The sequence below is a fragment of the Glaciimonas sp. PAMC28666 genome (assembly GCF_016917355.1).
In the GTDB taxonomy this organism is placed as follows: domain Bacteria; phylum Pseudomonadota; class Gammaproteobacteria; order Burkholderiales; family Burkholderiaceae_D; genus Glaciimonas.
Genome location: NZ_CP070304.1, coordinates 2,407,523 through 2,428,245, shown reverse-complemented (window position 1 = coordinate 2,428,245; position 20,723 = coordinate 2,407,523). Strand labels below are relative to the sequence as shown.

At 55.0% G+C, this 20,723-nt stretch carries 13 protein-coding genes; 7 read left to right on the top strand and 6 right to left on the bottom strand.

Annotation, left to right across the window (positions count from 1 at the left end):
- Positions 1-54: 54 nt before the first annotated feature.
- Positions 55-771: a Crp/Fnr family transcriptional regulator gene (locus JQN73_RS10340; protein WP_205322935.1), complete on the top strand. Its 717-nt coding sequence runs from the start codon at positions 55-57 to the stop codon at positions 769-771.
- A gap of 64 nt (positions 772-835) precedes the next feature.
- Here the strand turns inward: JQN73_RS10340 and JQN73_RS10335 are convergent, their stop codons facing one another.
- The 3 genes from JQN73_RS10335 to JQN73_RS10325 form a co-directional block, all read right to left on the bottom strand.
- Positions 836-1,747 (bottom strand): GDP-mannose 4,6-dehydratase, encoded by a 912-nt coding sequence (locus tag JQN73_RS10335; RefSeq protein WP_205322934.1) that lies wholly within the window; start codon positions 1,745-1,747, stop codon positions 836-838.
- Between the two features lie 130 nt (positions 1,748-1,877).
- Positions 1,878-2,924, bottom strand: a complete 1,047-nt coding sequence (gmd, locus tag JQN73_RS10330) for a GDP-mannose 4,6-dehydratase (protein WP_205322933.1) — start codon at positions 2,922-2,924, stop codon at positions 1,878-1,880.
- Between the two features lie 135 nt (positions 2,925-3,059).
- Positions 3,060-4,526, bottom strand: a complete 1,467-nt coding sequence (locus tag JQN73_RS10325) for a FecR domain-containing protein (protein WP_205322932.1) — start codon at positions 4,524-4,526, stop codon at positions 3,060-3,062.
- Between the two features lie 299 nt (positions 4,527-4,825).
- Between JQN73_RS10325 and JQN73_RS10320 the strand changes: the two genes are divergently transcribed.
- From JQN73_RS10320 to JQN73_RS10295, 6 genes are all read left to right on the top strand, one after another.
- Positions 4,826-6,757 carry a CHASE2 domain-containing protein gene (locus JQN73_RS10320; protein ID WP_205322931.1) on the top strand — a complete coding sequence of 644 codons (1,932 nt, stop codon included), beginning with the start codon at positions 4,826-4,828 and terminating at the stop codon, positions 6,755-6,757.
- Positions 6,754-8,097 carry a tetratricopeptide repeat protein gene (locus JQN73_RS10315; protein ID WP_205322930.1) on the top strand — a complete coding sequence of 448 codons (1,344 nt, stop codon included), beginning with the start codon at positions 6,754-6,756 and terminating at the stop codon, positions 8,095-8,097. The genes JQN73_RS10320 and JQN73_RS10315 overlap by 4 nt, the downstream gene beginning before the upstream one ends.
- Positions 8,098-8,159: 62 nt before the next feature.
- Complete coding sequence (locus JQN73_RS10310; RefSeq protein ID WP_240162499.1) at positions 8,160-8,501, top strand: VanZ family protein; 342 nt, start codon at positions 8,160-8,162, stop codon at positions 8,499-8,501.
- Between the two features lie 303 nt (positions 8,502-8,804).
- Positions 8,805-9,599, top strand: coding sequence for an ABC transporter permease (locus JQN73_RS10305; RefSeq protein ID WP_205322929.1), 795 nt, complete (start codon positions 8,805-8,807; stop codon positions 9,597-9,599).
- On the top strand, positions 9,599-10,858 hold the full coding sequence (locus JQN73_RS10300) for an ABC transporter ATP-binding protein (RefSeq protein ID WP_205322928.1): 1,260 nt from the start codon (positions 9,599-9,601) through the stop codon (positions 10,856-10,858). The genes JQN73_RS10305 and JQN73_RS10300 overlap by 1 nt, the downstream gene beginning before the upstream one ends.
- Positions 10,855-15,768: an FkbM family methyltransferase gene (locus tag JQN73_RS10295; protein WP_205322927.1), complete on the top strand. Its 4,914-nt coding sequence runs from the start codon at positions 10,855-10,857 to the stop codon at positions 15,766-15,768. Before JQN73_RS10300 ends, JQN73_RS10295 begins: the two co-directional genes overlap by 4 nt.
- A gap of 130 nt (positions 15,769-15,898) precedes the next feature.
- Here JQN73_RS10295 and JQN73_RS10290 read toward each other — a convergent pair whose 3' ends face one another.
- From JQN73_RS10290 to JQN73_RS10280, 3 genes are all read right to left on the bottom strand, one after another.
- Positions 15,899-17,068 (bottom strand): glycosyltransferase family 1 protein, encoded by a 1,170-nt coding sequence (locus JQN73_RS10290; RefSeq protein WP_205322926.1) that lies wholly within the window; start codon positions 17,066-17,068, stop codon positions 15,899-15,901.
- Positions 17,069-17,269: 201 nt separating this feature from the next.
- The gene (locus tag JQN73_RS10285; protein WP_205322925.1) at positions 17,270-18,694 is read right to left on the bottom strand and encodes a mannose-1-phosphate guanylyltransferase/mannose-6-phosphate isomerase; all 1,425 of its coding nucleotides are present in this window, start codon (positions 18,692-18,694) and stop codon (positions 17,270-17,272) included.
- 365 nt (positions 18,695-19,059) lie between these two features.
- The gene (locus JQN73_RS10280; protein WP_205322924.1) at positions 19,060-20,682 is read right to left on the bottom strand and encodes a glycosyltransferase; all 1,623 of its coding nucleotides are present in this window, start codon (positions 20,680-20,682) and stop codon (positions 19,060-19,062) included.
- Between the last annotated feature and the right edge of the window lie 41 nt (positions 20,683-20,723).

Genomic DNA, 20,723 nt, shown 5'->3' with positions numbered 1-20,723 from the left:
CGCTTGCCACCATCGTTCCAGCTTTTGAGAATGCCCCTTAGGACAGCTACTACAATGCCTATTCCGTTTAAGACCGTTACCAGTATTCCCCTGTTGCAGGGACTGGACGACGATACGCTGAACAAAGTCGCCAACATGATGGTAAGTCGCGCTTACTTGCCGAACGACGTAGTCATGCGCAAAGGTAATTCAACCGACAACCTAGGCTTTTTGCTGCGCGGGGTACTGCAAGTAGTGGATTTAAGCGAAGACGGCCGGGAAACCGGGATCCATCTGATTGAACCGGGAAACTCGTTTGGTGAGCTCGCAGTGATTGATGGTTTGCCGCGCTCGGCCTCGGTTATTGCATTGAAATCTTCCGAGGTCGCATTTTTGCCGAATGCGCAGGCCCGCTCACTTATTTTCAACCGTCCGTTAGTGGCCGAACGGATGCTGCGCCATTTTGCCAAAGCGCTCCGCACTTCCACTCACCAACGTACCTTGCTGGGTCTGCCCAATGCCTTCCACCGCGTGTTTGCCCAGCTGCACTCACTAGTGCGCGAAACCCCGCAAGGGATGGTGATTGAGCTTCCCAAGCAGCACGAAGTAGCGATCATGGTCAACACCAGCCGCGAGACTGTCTCTCGCGCCTTGCACACGCTGATCAAATTGAACGTCATTGAAAAAAAGGGCACAGTCCTGATCGTGCATCAACCCGCTCAGCTCAAGAGCGCGGCAGAAAGCGGGCTGGAAGAACTGAGCGATTTAAAATCGAACAAATCAGGCATGTAGGATCGATGGCGTGAAATACCGCTGGCAACCTTGCTAGCAAGCAGTTACGCGCAACAACGCGCTCTTAAGCCTGCAGCATCCAGCGCAACGTATCGGGTAGCACGATGGCCGGCAATTCCCCGATGGCGGCTATCAGCTTAGCGTTACTACCGACCAGCCGTTTCACCTCGTTCGGTCGCATAAAAGCAGGATTCACCGACACTTCAATCGTATAGCCTGCGAGCCTCTCCAACGTAGCAACAATGTCACGCAAAGAGCTGACGCGGCCCGAGCAGATATTAAAAGTCTGGCCCGGCGCGGGGTTATCGAGCAATCGTCGATAAGCCGTTACCACGCAGCGCACATCCGAAAAATCGCGTTCCACATCCAGATTGCCGAGTTCGATACGGCTTGCACGCTGCTTGAAATGCGAAACGATTTTTGGCACCAGGAAATTCGGCGCTTGTCCCGCGCCGGTGTAATTGAAAGGCCGCACAATGGTGATGGGCAAGCGCGCATTCCATAATCTGGCCATATACTCCATCGCAATTTTGCTCACCGCATAGTCGCTTTCAGGAGCAGCCGCGTCATGCTCCCGAATCGGGTCGGCCAATGAATTGCCATATATATTCGCACTGCTGGCAAGCAACACAGCCCGCGGCACCTGATCACTTTCGGCCAGCGCTTGTAGCAAATTACGGGTACCGTTGACATTGGTGCGATAAATGGCTTCGACATCACCATGCGCAACAAAAGCAATCGCCGCCAGATGCACGACCACATCGGGGCGCACGGCCTTAATGACCGCACGCAATCCGGCCAGATCGTTTAGATCAACTGAATACACCCGCTTTGGAAGCGGTGAAGCTTCGTGCGCGGTACCAAATACCTCATAGCCAGCAGCTTGCAGCTCCTGCGCCAGATAAAGCCCCGTAAAACCACCGATGCCGGTAATCAGGCAACGGCCAGGCGTCGAGGGAGGGAGGTTCACCTGCATAGGATTCTTGTCCGGTCGGTTATGTTTTGATCTGCTGATCGGAGTAACGACAGTAATGACGGCAACGGCAGCACGATAGCCAGGGTAGCATGGGTAGCACCACCGTTAGCCACCCTGCCCGGGGCCTTAATTAAAACGAATGATCGCTAATCTCACTGCGGCGCAAATCGGCTTCAACCATCATACGGCAAAGTTCCTCAAGCGTCGTTACAGGTGCCCAGTCGAGCTTCTGCTTCGCCTTGGCCGGATCGCCGATCAGCAACTCGACTTCCGCCGGACGGTAGAACTTTGGATTGATTTTGATCAAAGTCTTACCACTATCGGTGCAGCGTCCAGTTTCGGCTTCTGCGCTGCCCTTCCATTCGATATTGATGTCGACCGCTTTAAACGCCATGGTCACAAAATCACGCACCGTCTCGGTCCGGTTGGTGGCCAGCACATACGTATCCGGCTCAGCCACCTGCAGCATGCGCCACATACCCTCAACGTACTCTTTCGCAAAACCCCAATCCCGTTTGGCGTCCATATTGCCAAGTTCCAGATCGGATTGTTTGCCGAGTTTGATCTTAGCCACGGCGTCGGTAATTTTGCGGGTCACAAACTCACGCCCGCGCAATGGTGACTCATGGTTAAATAAGATTCCGCTCGCACCAAACATGCCATAAGACTCGCGGTAATTAACCGTCATCCAATGCGCATAAAGTTTCGCAACGCCATACGGACTACGTGGATAGAACGGTGTGTCTTCTAACTGCGGAACCGCCTGAACTTTACCAAACATTTCCGAGGTCGAGGCCTGGTAGAAACGAATCTTTGGATTCACGATACGGATCGCCTCAAGCAGATGCAGCGGCCCGATGCCAGTAATCTTTGCGGTAGTGATTGGTTGCTCGAATGACACACCAACGAAGCTTTGCGCAGCCAGATTATAAACCTCAGTGATGCCCTCTTCCTCCAGCAGACGTATGCATGTGCTTAAGTCCGTGAGATCAAATTCAACCAGTCTAAGATGTGGATGACGCAATACGCCGACTTCTTCCAGACGCCAGAAATTGACTGAACTGGTGCGCCGATAAGTTCCAATAACCTCATAGCCCTTGTCCAACAAAAGCGCTGTCAGATACGCCCCATCTTGCCCAGTGATACCGGTGATCACTGCTTTTTTAGTTACCCGCATAAACTCTTAACTGCCTTTAATTATTGAAATGGTGGCGCACGCTGTCGCCAGCATGTTGGCCTTATTTCATGATGTGTGTAATTTTCCATGCGAAACTCGTATTACTTTCCTGCGAAAATAGTGGTCGCAGCGCGCCTAATTTTTCAGCCAGGTGGTTGCTCCTGCAACCGTGCGCGTATCATTGAGACGGCTTTGAAACAGATACGCAGCAGCATCACTTTTCTCAGCGCCAAGCGCACCATTGACGACCATAGTCGTCGTTCCGACAAATTGATTGTCCCCGTTCAAAAGGCCATTTGCACTCACCGTACCGCTCGCCTGCAGCTTGTAAAGCAGAGATTGATTAGTCAGATCCAGACTGGTGGTAAATGTGGCATTGGCAAAATTCACGTTCAGCTTGCCGTTTTGAATGGTCGCCGCGGTGAGGGTCCCCTTAGTGCTATCCAGCACATACGCTTCGCTCTGCTGCAACGCAAAACCCATCGAACCCAGATTAGGTAATTGCCAGATCGCCGATGTCGGACGGATCAGGGCGAACACGCTGTTGAGCGCGAGCAAACGATTGGTGCCGTTTGGATCCAGCAGTTTGCTCATATCAACATTAGCGGCCTGATCCAGCACAGCCTGCCAGCGACCCCATATGATCTGCGATGGCAACGGCCCTAAGGGCGCAACCACCACCGGTGTTGTTACCACCGGTATTGATACGACCGCTACCGGCAGTGCCGCTAACGCCGGCGCCACGCTACCCACTCCAAAGATATTATTTTTTACCTGAGCATCTTTTTGCATGATCAGGTTCGCGTCGCCCGCGCTCAGACTGGCATCAGGACTAGTATTATTTTGCTCAACGTTGGTAATGGATTTACTACTGATCGGCTTCACACCGGGTTCGTCAGGACGCGCCGGGGCCGTGCCCTCTGGTGCCACGGCGAGACTCCGCAACAGCTGCGGTTTGGACTGGCCTTTGCGGATTTCAAGCAATTGGCCAAGCTGGGTTGCGGCCAGTTCGCGGCTGCTCGCGCCTTCGCATGGCCCACCGCCGTCACGTGCGCAGTCCGCGACAAACGGACTAACGATCACCGCGCCGGACAGCACAGCAATGCGCGTGGTATTTTGATCGGTGAAAACATTGAAGTCAGTACCGCGCACGCCAATGGCCGCGACCGGCGTATTGAAACGAAAATTTTGTCTGGATTGCTTCACGCCCTCGCCAGAAATACTGCGCGCCAAACCCTTGGTAAGCTCCAATTTCACCCGCGTGTTTTCCGGGTGTTGCGCGTCAATACTATAGTTGATGATGCGCGCTTCGGTATTCGGACGAAAGATCAAAAATCCTTTATCGATCGTCTTCAAATACACATAGCCATCGGCGCCTGTGCTGATACGATCGCCTTCCTGAATCTTATCGCCAAGCAGCAGCGGATGCGTGCTGCTACTTGTGACGGTAGCGGTACCGGCGACAAGGATCACCTCCGCTGCTTCGCCGCAGTACGCTTGTACACTAACGCTGGCAAGGACAATGGCGAGCAAGAGCCGCATAGCTTGTTGGACGCGTGCAACACAATGTCTGACTGGAGTGGAACGAGAAATATGATGCATTGAATCCTCCTGGTTGAAGGGTAGTTCACAACGCAGCAACCGGATGTGACGCAGGTCACAATCTGTAGGCTATAAAAATTATTTCCCTTATGAAAGGGAATATTTTTGGCGTATGAATATGCATAATTTTCATCTTTTGTTCTACGAAAAATTAGAACATGGCGCTATAATTTGCATCTTTAATTGCGCGTAACCAATCCTGACAAAGCCTGACATTTAATATGCATTTGCAGCAATTGGCGCAACAAAATTAAAACCCTCTAATCGTTTTTCGGCTGGCTAAGCAATCGGTAACTATAGTGATCGGGTCACGTTTTCGTTTAACATTTTTTCGTGATTGGCCCGCTGCCTCGATCTGTCGGTGGCTAATCGCATTGCTGGCATTGGCGTTAGCCGTGGCGCTGGAATTACCGGGACCTTTGGGACACAGCGATTTTGGCAATGCCTGGTTGCGCGATAATTTTATTCGCTGGCGCGTCAGCAGCGTCGAAGATCAACGCGTATTGGTCGTCGATATTGACGAGGCCAGTCTGACTGCGTTGGGTCCGTGGCCGTGGCCGCGCAAGCGCCTGGCGGATCTGGTTGAAAGTCTGTTGCAGGCCAACGCGCGTGGCGTAGCACTTGACCTGGTATTGCCAGAAAAATCCGATAGTGGTGGCGACCAGCGTTTAGCCATGCTCGCGCAATATGGCCCGCTGGTGCTAGGGCAAGCGCTGACTTATACCGTACGCACGCCGCCGCTGCGGGTCGGGCATCTGGCCAGTGGTGGCAGCTGGCCAGCCTCCCCCGCTGCGGGCGTTGCGGCACAAGGATATATTGCGAATCAAGCAGGTTTTGCACGCGCGCAACAAGTTGGCAATATTGGATTCTTGCCGGATCAGGATGGCATGTTGCGGCGGATTCCGCTACAAAGCGCGTTCGATGGCCGCGTCTATCCAAGTCTGTCGCTAGCGTTGTTTAATTGCTGCGCCGAGCAGCACGGCCCGGATGAGACTGCCGGGTTTGCGCTGCGCGCGCGCGACCATGATTTTCTGGCGCTGCATTTTGCACGAAGCTGGGCCTCCTACACAGTAGTGTCGGCGCTGAGCGTCCTGCAGCATCAGGCAGATATACCCATCAGCGGCAGGTTGGTGCTGGTGGGGTCTTCCGCGCTTGGACTAAGCGATATGGTACCCACCGCGTTGAGTGCCACTACCGCCGGTGTGATGGTGCATGCCAGCGCCCTGACGGAACTGCTGGACGACAGCGCGCGGGCGCATAAGATAGCCTGGCCAGGACGCATCGTCGGCGTTTTGTTCGCAGCACTGGCAAGTTTGTTGGCGACGCTGGCATTTCCGCGCCTGTCAGCGATCGCAAGCCTGAGTCTGTTGGCAGCCGCGGCGTTGCTCTGGGTCTTGATCGCGTTTTGGCTCAGCGCGCATGATCCATGGTTTTCTACGACAGCGCCGTTAGCAACACTTCTGTTTTTGCTAGCGGTAGCGGTGCCATTTGCCTGGCAGGTTTCGCAACAGCGTTCACACCGCTTGCTGGGAACCTTGCACCAATATCTGGCGCGTCCGGTAGTCGCTGCGCTGTTACGCAGCAACGTCCAGAATCCGCTTCTGCCACAACGGGTGCTGGTGACAACACTGATAGCAGACATGCAGAATTACACCGGTCAGGTGGAATCGTTGTCGATAGAAGAAGCAACAGAACTGACCCGCATGTTTCTCGGCTGCCTGACGCGGCCAGTGCTGGCAGCTCAGGGCACCCTGGATAAATATACCGGTGATGGTCTCGTCGCATTTTGGGGCGCACCATTAAAACAGCCGCAGCAGGCCGATCTGGCGCTAGACGCGGCCAAATCGATTTTGGCAGAAATTTTTGCTTATAACGTGCTACGAATGAATCAGGGGTTGCCGCCATTGCGCGTGCGAATCGGGATTGAAAGCGGAATGGCGATGGTAGGAGACTTTGGAACGGCAGTGCGGAGTTTTTATACCGCGGTCGGCGATAGCATCAACACGGCGGCGCGCCTGGAACAACTGGCGCGCAAGCTGCCGCATGATGTCATGATCGGCCCACGCACAGCCGCTGGCAGCGTACGCCACGCTTTATTATGCCTGGGGGAAGTTTTATTGCGTGGAAAAGAAGCACCGACCATGTTGTACACCTTCGCACCAATCACATCAATCGCAACAGCCGCAACAGCCGCATCAACCGCCTCGGCAGTCCAGGGACCGCGTCTATGACGGCAGCAATCCGATGCACGATCCGCCCGCGCTTAATCAATAAGCTGCAACTGTTGCGCACCATCCTCATCCTCTGCGCAGGTCTATGCCACAGTATGGTGCAGGCGCAAATACAGTTCCAGCCACCGCTTCCAGAGCAGGTACAGATTCCTACCAGCATTACCCAACAGAAGGAATCTCTTTCCGTCACCAACGAGCTCGAGCAGGATTTGTATATGGACGCGATGCGCTCGATCGCCGAAGGTCATCGCGACGACGCCAGCCGGACGCTGCGCCGGATGGTCCGGCAAGAGCCGCAGCATGCCGGTGCATGGCTGGATCTGGCGCTGATTCAATGTGAACTCGGCAATGGAGATGAAGCTGAACGGCTATTCAAACTGATCGAAGAGCGCTTTGCACCGCCGCCAGTTATTCTGGCGGTGATCGCAGCACGGCGCGAAGTGGGTTGCAAAGCGTGGGAGGCGCACAGCACATATGCAGTGTCGATCGGCCGCGGCTACGACACCAATGTAAATCAAGGCGCGAGTAGCTCCATCTTCACCATCGGTCCCGTCAGCCAACGTATTGAGCTGGAATTGTTACCGGAATATTTGCCGCAGCAAGATCAGTTCACCCTGCTGACGATGGGCTACCGCCGCACCATTTCGTCCAATGGCGCGATTATTTTTGCACAATTTGAAGCACGCCAGAACGACCATCTGGCGCGTCAGAACACCACAGCAAGCGTAGGCGGGATCGACGTGCCATGGAGATGGAATGACTGGACCCTGCACGGCATGGCCTCACTGGCGATGGTATCGCTCGGTGGTCAAATGTATCAAATCCAGTCGCATGCACAAACCGAACTGACGCATGCAGTAACGGACCGGATCCAGGCTGGATTGATAGCGAGCGTTACCAACGCCGTCTATCCGACCCAAACCAATTTCAATTCCAATACGCTTGAGCTGGGCCAGCAGATAAGCTATCAGAACACCTGGTCGTTTTCGCAGGCCAACCTCTCGTATCTTACTGACCACGCGCTCGGTCCGCGCCCCGGCGGGGATCGCCATGGCTGGTTAGTCAGCCTGGGCAGCCGCTTTCGTTTGAGCGATCGCATCCTGGGAGAACTAAACTGGTCGCATCAAAACTGGCAAAGTGATAGTGCGTACTCACCCGGGCTGATCGATCAGGCCCGTCATGAGGACACACAAATCTGGCGCAGTGGATTGAGCTATCAACTCGCGCCGCATCAGTCGCTGTTACTGGAATGGCGCACGGTACATAACAATGAAAATATCTCGATATTCCAATATCGCAGTCAGCAAATTAAGTTGAGTTGGCAATGGCAAGCTGGCTAAAAGCTAACCGAAAAGCAACAATCGCGTGACGATAGACATTAACAGGTAAGGTAGGAAATTTTGTGACGACAGCATGGGTGGAAATTGTTTTTTTTATAGCTGGTGCAGGAATTCTCGCAGGCTGCTTGATGCCTGAGCGCTGGATGCCGCCGTTGCCGAACGATAAATTGTTGCATTTTTTGGCGTATGCCGGGTTGTCTTTGCTGGCAACAAAAATGGCTGTAAACAATGAAGCATTGGCGGGATGGCTGGGCGGCCTGTTTATCGCCGGCTATCTGATTGAAGTGTTGCAGAAATTCGTTCCAGGAAGAGGATTCTCGTGGCTGGATTTAGCAGCTAACGCGCTGGGAATCGTTTTAGTGGGCGGGACCGTTTTGATACAAGGATGGGTGTTTGGGTGTTAATCCATGCGCCCCAACTCAGGCCAATCTGCAAAACATCCTCATCGGAAAAAGAACATTAATTAAATAATAAATAAATTAAGTAAATTAATTAAATAAATTAACTAAATATAAGAAAACCAAAAACCCAAACGAATTAGCGCCACAACAAGCAGCATCACCGTGCCGCGCTCTGTTGATTCGCAGCCGCTCCTTCGCCAGCAAAAAGAGCGCAAAAATCGCAAGGGTGCTTGCATGATAGAGAAACAAGCTTAGCAGCCCTGATATAGAGGCTGTTCCATTTAATGATAAAAACTTCTTTTTTTTATGCCAACCTATTTGACTGAAATTTACCGCTTTCGAGGTTTTATTCTCGGCAGCGTCAAACGCGAATTTGCATCACGCTACCGCAATTCGATGCTGGGCGCGTCCTGGCTGGTGCTACAACCGCTCGCCCAGATTTTGGTCTACACGCTGATCTTTGCGAACGTCATGCGGACCCGCATGGCGGGGGTCGAGTCAACCTTTGGTTACAGTATTTATCTGTGCGCAGGGGTGCTGACCTGGGGCTTGTTTACCGAGATTGTCGGACGTTGCCAAAACATGTTTATCGACAACGCCAACCTGCTCAAAAAACTCAGCTTCCCGCGGATCGCGTTACCGGTCACCGTGGTACTCAGCGCTTGTGCCGGGTTTGCGATTATTTTTGGCCTGTTCACCGGCTTCCTCGTGATTTCAGGAAACTTCCCCGGCCTGGTCTACTTCTGGCTCATTCCCGTATTGCTGGTGCAATTGATCTTTGCAGTCGGCCTCGGCATGAATTTAGGCGTATTAAACGTCTTCTTCCGCGATGTCGGGCAGCTCTTCATGATCGTGTTGCAATTCTGGTTCTGGTTAACCCCGATTGTGTATCCGTTATCCACCCTCCCTGCGTGGGCGCAAAAACTGGTGCTGCTTAACCCGATGACCCCCATAACACTCGCCTATCAGGGAATTTTGGTGCACGGCACTGCGCCTTCATGGCACCGGATAGGTGCCGTGCTGGTACTGGGATTATTATTATGCTGGTCGGGTTTGCTGTTGTTTCGCAAACGCGCTGGCGAAATCGTGGATGAACTCTGATGAGCGCAATTATTGTACGAAACGTCGGCAAAGCCTACCGCCAATATCCCAACCGCTGGGCGCGTCTCAACGAATGGCTTAGTCCCCGGAAAAAAGCCCATCATCAGCTCAAATGGATTCTGGAAGATATTAGTTTCACCGTCTCACCTGGCGAAGCGGTGGGAATTATCGGCATCAACGGCGCAGGCAAAAGCACCTTGCTGAAATTGATTACCGGGACCACCCAACCGTCAACCGGATCGGTGGTGATGCGTGGTCGGGTGGCAGCAATGCTCGAACTCGGTATGGGCTTTCATCCCGATTTCACCGGTCGCCAGAACGCCATCATGGCCGGCCAGTTGCTGGGCTTGCAAGCAGCAGAAATCGTGGCCATGATGCCTGAGATCGCTGCCTTTGCAGAAATCGGCGACTATCTTGATCAGCCGGTGCGGGTCTACTCCAGCGGCATGCAGGTGCGGCTGGCGTTTGCTGTTGCCACCGCCGTGCGACCGGATATTCTGATCATTGATGAAGCATTGTCCGTCGGCGATGTGTATTTTCAGCATAAAAGCTTTGAACGGATTCGCGCCTTCCGCAGCCTCGGCACCACCTTACTGATCGTCAGTCATGATCGCGGCGCGATCCAGAGTATCTGCGACCGCGCCATTCTGCTCAACGCTGGCAAAGTAGCGATGGAAGGTCCGCCCGAAGAAGTCATGGATTTCTACAACGCACTGCTGGCCGACAAGCAAAATCAACAGGTCAAGCAAGTCAAAACCGAGAGCGGAAAACTGCAGACTGTCTCCGGCACCGGTGAAGCCTTTGTCACCGACATCGCGGTGCTCAACAGCGCCGGCGAAAGGATCGAATACATCGACGTAGGACAGCACGTGACCTTACGGGTCGAAGTCGAAACGAAGGCACCGATTGATCGCCTGGTACTGGGTTACGGCATTAAAGACCGGCTCGGTCAGGTCATTTACGGCACCAACACTGATCTCAAAAAACGTGCGATTGAGCATGTCGAGGCCGGTGCAAAACTGGTCTTCGAGTTTGATTTTAATATGAATCTGGGAACCGGCAGCTACTCCATTCAAACGGCATTGGTCAGTACCGAAACCCATTTTGTAAATAACTACGAGTGGCGCGATCTGGCGCTTTTGTTCAACGTCATCAACGTCAACCAGGCGCTATTCGATGGCTGTGCATGGCTCGATCCGGAGATTCGGATTGAACATCCCCAGTTGGCCAAAGCAGAAGCAGGAGCAGTAACGGCATGACATTCATATCATATGCCCAGAATTTTGAAGACGTTATGCTCAAGCGTGCATTCCGCGGTATTTCAGACGGCTTCTATATCGACGTCGGCGCCAATGACCCCGAGAGCGACTCCATCACCAAAGCGTTTTACGATGTCGGCTGGCACGGAATCAATATCGAGCCATTACCTGAACATATCGCAGCGCTGCAAGCAGCACGTCCGCGCGATCTCAACCTGCAATGTGCGGTAGGCGCAACGGCAGGTGAATTGCAGTTGTGGGAATGTGATATTCGCGGGTGGGCCACGCTTGACCCAAAAGCCATAGCGCTGCACGAAAGCAAAGGCATGATCGGCCGCCTGCAGCCCGTGGCGGTGAGAACCTTAACCGAAATATTCGCCCGCCACGTACCCGGCCAGGTCCATTTTTTAAAGATCGACGTCGAGGGATTTGAAGCAGCAGTCCTCGCTGGCACCGATTTTTCGGTATGCCGTCCGTGGGTGGTCGTGATTGAAGCGATCCAGCCCGACTCCGACCTCGAAGTGTATCAAGAGTGGGAGCATCTGCTGACCACGCAGAACTACACCTGCGCCTACGCCGACGGACTAAACCGCTTCTATGTTGCGGCGGAACATGCGGACCTGTTACCTGCTTTTACCTATCCACCGAATGTATTTGACGGCTTCGAACGCGTTGACCTGGTTGCCGCGCGTCAGCGCGGCGAGCACAGTGAAGCCAATCTTGCACAAGTCAGGCTGGAACTGGAACGAACCCAGCGGGCGGTCGACCAGGCAAACAGGGTGGCGCTAGCGGCAACACAGGCCGATACCAGACTAAGAGCCGATCTGAAGACACTAAAAGCGGCGCAACTAGAAAGTGAACTACAAATAGAAGCCGAGCAAGCGAAGGCACTGGCGGCGCAAACAAAGACGCAAGCGGCGCAATTGTCGGTTACCTTGATGCAAGCGCAACATGCACAATTTGTCGCGCTCCTGTTCGCCAGTACGTCATGGCGCATCACCGCCCCCATACGCTGGCTGGGATTGCAGCGCATCGCCTTGCAGCAGCACGGCCTGCGTCAACGCTGCATCCATGCCATCAACAAATTGGCGCGCATGCGTAACCAAGCCGCTGCACCGGTCGATGCTGCACCACCAGCACCTATCCTGCAAGCCGATGCAACCATGGTCCGCTTCAACCCTGCTGCATATCGGCTGCACCCCCATTTAGCCCTGTTGAAACCGGCGCAATCGGACGTATGCACCTCAGCGCAGCCTGCCAACGCGGCCCAAACTTCTCCCCGCGCCTATCGCCTCGTAGGCCATATCGAGGGGCATTATAGTTTGGCGATGGTTAATCGCGGTCTGGCGCTGGCGCTGCACGCAGCCCATCCCGGACGCATGGCATTTCAACCCTATCATGGCAGCGCCTATACCGATCCGTCCGATATTCCCGTCTCAGAAAAGAGCGCATTGCTCAGCATGGTCAAGCAGGCAGCAACGCCCGCTCCGAATGCCGATAATCTCGTATCGATTGTGCATCACTATCCCTTAATCACTGACCCCCAACAAGTTGCCCGGCATCGGCTGACGGTATTCTTCTGGGAAGAAACCGCAGTGCCGTATGAAACCATCAAGCACATTAACCAACATTTCGACGCGGTCTTGGTGGCGTCCAGTTTTGTCTTGAAAGCATTGCGCAATTCCGGCTGTGATCTCCCGATTTTTTTGATGCCATTAGGCATCGATCACGTTCTTGATAATGGACTTGATCACGGACTTAATAATTCGAGGAATGCAACCGCAGAGACAACCCCAGTCGCAAAGATCAACGCACCAGCACCACACCAGCCGTTCCGCTTTTTACATATATCCTCGGCGTTCGAGCGCAAGGGTGTGGATATTCTGCTGCGCGCTTATCTGGCATGTTATTCCAGTGCGGACACGGTTGAGTTAGTTATCAAAACCTTTCCCAATCCGCACAACACCGTGCGTCAGCAATGGAAAACGCTCACCGCCGGACGCGCAGATGTGCCGCTGCTGGTCATTGATGAAAGCAATCTGAACGCAGCCGAGATGCTAGCGCTCTATCGCAGTGCGCACGCACTGGTCCTACCGACACGCGGTGAAGGATTTAACCTGGCAGCCGCAGAAGGGATGGCGTTAGGCTTACCCGTGATTGTCAGTGGTTACGGCGGACAAAGCGATTTCTGTACGTTGGAAACCGCATTTCTGCTCCCCTATCGTTTCGAAACTTCACGCAGCCATCTCCGATCATCAGATGCCTGCTGGATAGAGCCCGATAGTGCCGCACTGGGGAGGATGCTCGAAGAGGTCCGGCGTGCGGTCATCGTTGCGAAGCCAGAAATGCTGCAACAACTCGCGCAAGCCGCCAGTTACGTGCGCCAGACTTACACCTGGGCCAATGCCGCCGCAGCACTGCACAATGCAGCGAACATGCTCGACACCTTTGCAAGTCAATCAGCCGAAGACCGATTGGCATCGCCCCAACCTAAACGTCTGGGCGTGATTAGTCCATGGCAAACGCGCTGCGGCATTGCCGAATATACGCAACACCTGTTATCTGCACCGCAATGGGCGGCGTGGGATGTAAAAATCTATTGCGACACCCGCACCGCAGAATCGACGATAAAAAAGACGGCAGGCGTACAGGTAACCTGGGCGCTGGGGCAAGAAAAAACGCTATTACACAGTATGACGCTCGCCTTGCGGACCGGCGTCGATGCGCTGCTGATACAGCATCAACCCAGCCTCTTCAATCTCTCCGGCTCAATAGCCCGGCGCTTGAAGACCATTGCGCAATCAGGCATAACGGTGCTACTGGAGCTGCACTCCACCCTGCCCCTGGTGGGCACCTTGCGCTTAACGCAAGAGGATGTCGCAAACCTCAAACAGCTAGACCGCCTGATCGTCCATCACGTTGATGATTTAAACAATTTGTTGCAATTAGGCTTGACTGAGAATGTCATGTTATTGCCGCTGGGAGTGGCCGCGTCGTCAGCGGAGCCGACGTCAACTTCGCTGGCAGATCCTGCTCGCGACATTGCCAACCTGAGTAACCTCAGTAACTTAAGCAGCCTAAGTAGCATCGATGACCTCAATCAGCACAATGTGCTTGACGACAAAAGTAGCATCAACCCTACCCGCGCCACATTCGGGATTGATGCCGATGAACTGGTCATCGCCACGTTCGGTTTTCTGCTGCCGCACAAGGGCGTTGACACCCTGATTCGTAGCCTCGTGCCGCTCACTATCGCCAGCGGCAAACGGGTGCGCCTGATCGCGCTCAATGCGCTGATGGACCAACGCAGCACCGCTCTGCTAAAAGAATATGAATTGTTAGCGCGCCAGTTGGGCGTCTTTCAGCAGATTGTCTGGATTAATGATTTTCATCCGATTGCAGAATGTATCGCCATTCTGGCCCTCAGCAATTATGTGGTATTTCCCTACGGAGAAACGCAAGAAAGCGCGAGCGGTGCCGTCACCGTCGGCCTCGCCACCCGCCGCCCGGTGCTGGTCAGTCCGCTCCGGATATTCTCCGATCTCGGCAATTGCGTGGTGAAGATGCAAGGCAATACCGAACTAGATATTGCCAAGGCGATCCGCGAGCTGGAAAACAACCCCGAAAAATGTCGCATCCAGCTGGAACATCAGGACGAATGGCTGCAAGCGCGTAGCTGGCTGCACATTTCCGCCCGACTCAATAACACGCTTGAGGGCCTGTTGATTGACCGTAAAATCGACCAGCACACGATCCCGGCACCCGCACCCAAGCCCACGCTATTTGTCGATGTCTCAGAGTTATTCGTGCGCGATGCCAAAACCGGTATTCAACGCGTGGTGCGCAGCATCCTGCAAGCGTGGCACGAAGTCCCACCGCCCGGCTATCAAGTCTGTCCGGTGGTTGCCAACAAAGGCGAACAATATCGCTACACCGGCCACTTTGGCAGCGCCAACGCAGCCCTGAGCATGCATTGGGACGGCGAATTTATTCAACCGCAGGCAGGTGACATTTTCCTCGGCCTCGATCTCAGTGCGCATCTTTTTCCAGAAATCGAAACCGTATTGGCTGAGATGCGCCAACGTGGTGTCAAAATCTGCTACGTCATTTATGACCTGATCCCGATCCTCTCGCCGCAGTGGTGCGCGCAAGGTATCCCCGATGCGTTCACCCATTGGCTAGCCGGTCTGGCACGTCAGGCCGATACCCTGTTATGTATTTCTGGTGCCGTCGCCGACGACACCCGGCAGGCCATTCACGGCCGCTTTCTGACCGCCGTGCAGCCCCAGATCAGACACTTCCATCTGGGAGCCGATATTGCGCAGAGCCAGCCGAGTACAGGCTTGCCCGACAATGCCGATCTGGTGCTGACGCAATTGAAAGCCCGACCGAGCCTGCTCATGGTCGGCACCATCGAAGCCCGCAAAGGCCATGTCCAGGCCCTCGCAGCGTTCGAGCAGTTGTGGGAAGCGGGTCAGGATATCAATCTGGTGTTAGTGGGCAAACCGGGCTGGGGCGTTGATGCTTTGCTGGCCCAACTGGCTGACCATCCGCGCGCAGGGAAGCACCTGTTCTGGTTGCCCGGCATTAGCGACGCCTATCTTGAGCAGGTGTATGCCGGTTGTACCGCCCTGCTCGCCGCCAGCGAAGCCGAAGGTTTTGGCTTGCCACTGATCGAAGCGGCCCAACACCAGCTGCCGATTATTGCGCGTGACATACCGGTCTTCAGAGAGGTCGCCGGTGACCATGCCTATTACTTCAGTGGATCAACAGCGCCCGCATTAGCAGCGGCGCTGCAACGCTGGTTGCAACTGCATGCGCAAGGCCAAAGCCCACGTTCCGATGCGTTACCCTGGCTGACATGGCAACAAAGCGCCGAACAGCTACGGCTGGCCATGGTGGCCGAATAGTAGCCAAACGGTCGCCGAATAGTCTCCGCGCTGCGCGCATAAAAAAATCGCCTCCTCCCGCTAGCGGAAGGAGACGATCAATTCAATCAAACATCAAGTTAATATACTCAGCGCAGATTACGCCAACACCTTACGCCAATACTTTTTGATACACAGCCAGTGTATCAAGCGCGCATTGACGCCAGGTGAATTCCAGTGACCGGGCGCGGCCCGCTACCGATAAGCGTTGATGGTAGGCCACATCCTCAATCAACTGTTGCATCTGGATTGAAATAGCGTTGACGTCCAGCGGCTCCAGCAAAACCCCCGCAGTGCCAATCACTTCAGGCATGGACGCCCGGTTCGACGAGATCACCGGCACACCGCTCGCCATCGCCTCAAGCGGCGGCAGGCCGAAGCCCTCATACAACGACGGATACACCAACATACGCGCACCGGCATACAACAGCGGCAAATCATCCTGCGCCACATAACCGGTTAATCGCACCTCCCCGCGTTCAATCATCTGCCGCACATCGGCAGTAAATTGCGCCATTCCCCACCCTTTTCCGCCCGCAATGACCAGCGGGTAATGCCGCCGCACTGCTTCCGGCAACAGCGCAAACGCCTGCAACACGCTGGACAGATTTTTCCGTGGTTCCAGCGTTCCCACTGCCAGAATATAGCGTCCGTAGGTCAGCTGCAAAGGCGTCAGGACCGCATCGCATAACAACGCGCTGGCAGGTCGAAATTCCGGTTTAACGCCCAGCAGAACCGCACTGACGCGGTCCCCGGAAATGCCGTAATGCGTCATCACTTCGCCCCGCACAAATTCCGAATCCACCAGAATATGGTCAGCCTTGGCCAACACTTTGGGCAGCATCGTCTGCAACGCCCGCACCCGTTCCGGCGGATGGGTTTCGGGATGGCGCACCCACGACAGATCGTGCACAGTCACCACCGAAGGCCCGCGATAGCGGAATGCCAGAAAATTTGGCTCGTGATACAGCTCAATCCCGCGTTCCTTGATACCACGCGAAAAATGACTTTGCTGGACTAGCCGTGACAAAAGCCGGGCTCTGGGAAGGAAACGCTTGGCTAAGCGTTTAAAGGCATCGAGATGCGGCAGCGGCGTGGTTCGCAACTCCTGCGACCACGAGGTGGCATAAAACAGATGGGGCGGTCGCGGCAGCAACTGGTGCAACTCGCTAATGAGATGATAAGTGTATTGACCGATACCAGTCAGCGGCGACAGCAACGCAACCGCGTTAATCGCCAGCTGGACGTCGGACACTTTGGAAGAAACTGGCTTCGTGGACATGATGCTAAATGATGCTAAAGGATGCTCAATGTTGCACCTCGCGGGCTGCTGGCGGTGAGGCGGCGAGGTGAAGGCCAAACCGGTAGCCGCAACGTAACGGACCAGGATGATTAAACTAAGATAATGAACAAAAATAATCAAACGGGGAACAGCATGAAAGCCAACAATCGTGCCTGCTGCCCCCGTCTGCCGATCCTCAAATTAAAGCGTCACAACCTGCGGAATGCGTCCGTACGTATCTTCAAAGCGGACAATGTCGTCCTCTCCCAGATAACTACCGCTCTGCACTTCGATCAGCTCCAACGGCGTTTTGCCCGGGTTTTCCAGGCGATGGGTCGTGCCCAGAGGGATATAGGTTGATTGGTTTTCGGTCAGCAAAAAAGTCTCGTCGCCCCGCGTGACTTTAGCAGTCCCCTTCACCACAATCCAATGCTCCGCCCGATGGTAGTGCATTTGTAGCGACAGCTGCGCGCCGGGTTTTACCGTGATGCGCTTCACCTGAAAACGTTCGCCGCTATCCACACTGTCATACGCACCCCAGGGACGCCCGGTGCGGCGGTGCTGGGTGGCCTGTGGGATCGCCTGCTGTTCCAGATAGGTCACCACTTCTTTCACTTTTTCTGCGTGGCTGGCGGCAATCACCATAACCGCATCCGGCGTATCAATGATGATGAGATCGCTGGTGCCCAACGCCACCACCAACCGATGCGGCGCATGCACAAACGTATTGGTCGACTGCAGCACATGCCCAAGGCCATAGTTACGATTGCCCGCTTCGTCCGCGGTGTTCAATGCGGCCACCGCGTTCCAGCTTCCGACATCACTCCATTGACCGGTGTACGGCACCACCACCACCGATTTGCTTTTTTCCAATACCGCGTAGTCGATACTGTCAGCACGACAAGCGGTAAATGCGGCAGCGTCGAGGCGGATGAATGCGCCATCAATGCCTTGTTTCGCGGTCGCCTGTTCGCAGCTGTCAAGAATATCCGGGGCAAATTCTGCGAGCGCTTTCAGTAACACGCTGGCCTTGATCAGAAAGATCCCGGCGTTCCACAAATGGCCGCCCTGCAGCAACAAACGTTGCGCGGTCTCCGCATCCGGCTTTTCCTTGAAATTCTGCACGTCAAAGGAAGTACCATCCTCGCAGGCACTGCCCTGCGCGATATAACCGTAAGCGGTGCTTGGGAAGGTTGGCAGAATGCCAAAGGTCACAATGTCACCGGCCTCTGCTGCGGCAACACCGCGTTTAACGGTCTCGGCAAACGCCAGACCATCAGGGATATGGTGGTCAGCCGGGGCAAACAACAGCAAATCATCGGGTTCAGCGTTCAGTGCCGCGACCGCCATCGCAGGCGCGGTGTTGCGCCCGACTGGTTCCAGAATATGCCGTGCTGACACCTTGGCCGCTTCACTCGCCTCTTGCACCAAAAAGCGATGCTCCTCGGCCGCAACCGTCATCACACTGTCTGACAAAAACAACATCCGTTCAAAGGTGAGCTGCACCAGACTTTTGTTGTCAATTAACGGCACAAACTGTTTTGGGAACGCTTTGCGCGACAGCGGCCACAGTCGTGTGCCGTTGCCACCACATAAAATGATCGGTACTATTTTTGATTTGAGCATGGTGCTTTGTTTGTGGTGGAATCGTTGTGTTGCTATTCACCACTGCTGGCGGCTGGCTGGTAGACATCAGAGCATGGTCACGGCGTCATGGTTTTTTGACGCGCCTCTGGCTGTCAATGCACCACACCGACCCTGCTGAAAAAACCTTGTTCGACACTTTTTCAGCACCTTGCAAAGTATTTCCTTCGCGAAAAATAACGAATGATTATCTGTATTGATTATACACTTTAAGCATTATTTAACCTAGCTCCGGCGTCCATCCGCCGCCTGCACCGGCAAGTTTTTGTCACGCAATATCATGTGTTCTGACGGCCGGGCTGATAGCGAATTGACGGCAGAACTTACAACGGCGTTGACGCCAAAGCTTACAGCGAGCGAACAACAAATTTCTGCGCCAGCGACAGCAACGTCTGCTCCAAAGTCCGGGTGAACGCCGTCACGTCACACAGGCGCGAGCGTCGCATGCGCTCACGCAGCCCTTCGCGCAACGCTTGCAGGCGGGGCCGGTCTTCCGCCAGCGCCACCGCAATGCGCAAATATTCGTCTGCACCGTCCGGCCCCTGTGCAGCCAGTTCAGGCAAACCAATGGCCGAGAGAAACGCAAAGGTCTGGCGACTCACCACCTGACTTTGCGGCCACGTCACCACCGGCACGCCTGACCACAGCGCCTCGCAACTGGTGAGGCCGCCGGAAAACGGAAACGGGTCCAGAGCGATATCGATGTCGGCGTACTCGGTCAACATATCGGCATGAAAAGAAGCCACGCGCAAATCGATGCGCTCTGGCGCAATCCCATGCGCGGCGAAGATGGCACGCACCGACTGGCACAGCGCCGCATCATGAAACGTGCGCCACTTCAGGACCAGGCGCGCCGTTGGCACCGCATGCAACAACTTCGCCCACAGAGCGTAGACGCCAGCGTTGAGTTTGGCCGTGTTATTGAAGCAGCCAAAGGTAATGTAGCCGTTCGCCAGACACGGCAACGGCGCCACCAACGGCGGCGCAAACGGCACCGGCACATAACAAAAGCGCCCGCCCGGCAAACGCACAATCGGCTCCACGAACTGCGCTTCGGTGCCTGCTGGTGCATGCCACTCGTCCAGCAACACCGCATCGGTCACGGCCAGACCGGTGGTGGCAAAATAGCCGAGCCAACTCACCTGCACCGGTGCCGCGCGGTGCGCAAACACCGTCAGGCGCGAGCCGCCCGTATGACCGGAAAGATCCACCAACACATCGATTGCATCTGCCCGGATCAACGCCGCCAACGCGATATCGTCCAGCGCTGCCGCATCGCGCCAACTACACGCCGTGCGAATCGCACTCGTGACCCAGTCGTTGCCGCGTCCTGCGTGGTAAGCAAAGGCCTGCACGTTTTCTGGCCGGTGCGCCGCCAACACATCTTTGACAAACAGCCCCACCGTATGCTGACAAAAATCGGCAGAGATATAACCCACCCGCAACGGCCTGCCTTGCGACGACGCCTCAGATTCCAGCGCTGACAAATCCGGACGCGCCCGCAACCCACCAGCTTTGGCCACCGCCCATTCTCCCCATGCGGTAGCGTGCGCCAGCCGTTCTGCCGCAGACACTGCCGCGTCATATTCCAGACTGGCCAAAGCGTTGCGACGAATCACAGGATGATCAGGCAGATGCGCCAGCAGCGCGGTCGTCAGACGGCGGCATTCGGCGTGGTCCCCGGCTTCCCGCGCCAGATTCGCCAGATTCACCACGGGCCGCACATCGGCGGGAGAACGCTGGCAGGCGTCCTTAAAACAGGCACGGGCGGCAGACAAAAAACCGAACGACAACAACAACTCGCCCACGCGCAGCAAGGCATCCGGATGGTGTTCATACGCCGCAATGATCTGTTGGCACGTCGTCAGGCAAGCATCAAAGCGTGCTGCATGAAAATGGCTATTTGCCGTTTGCAGTGCTTGCTCAAAACGTTCGGCGGCAATGAACGCCGCTGGTGTAGTGTCTGTCATGGCAGAGCGAGGCCGATCTAAGCGGTGAGATGTTGATTGAG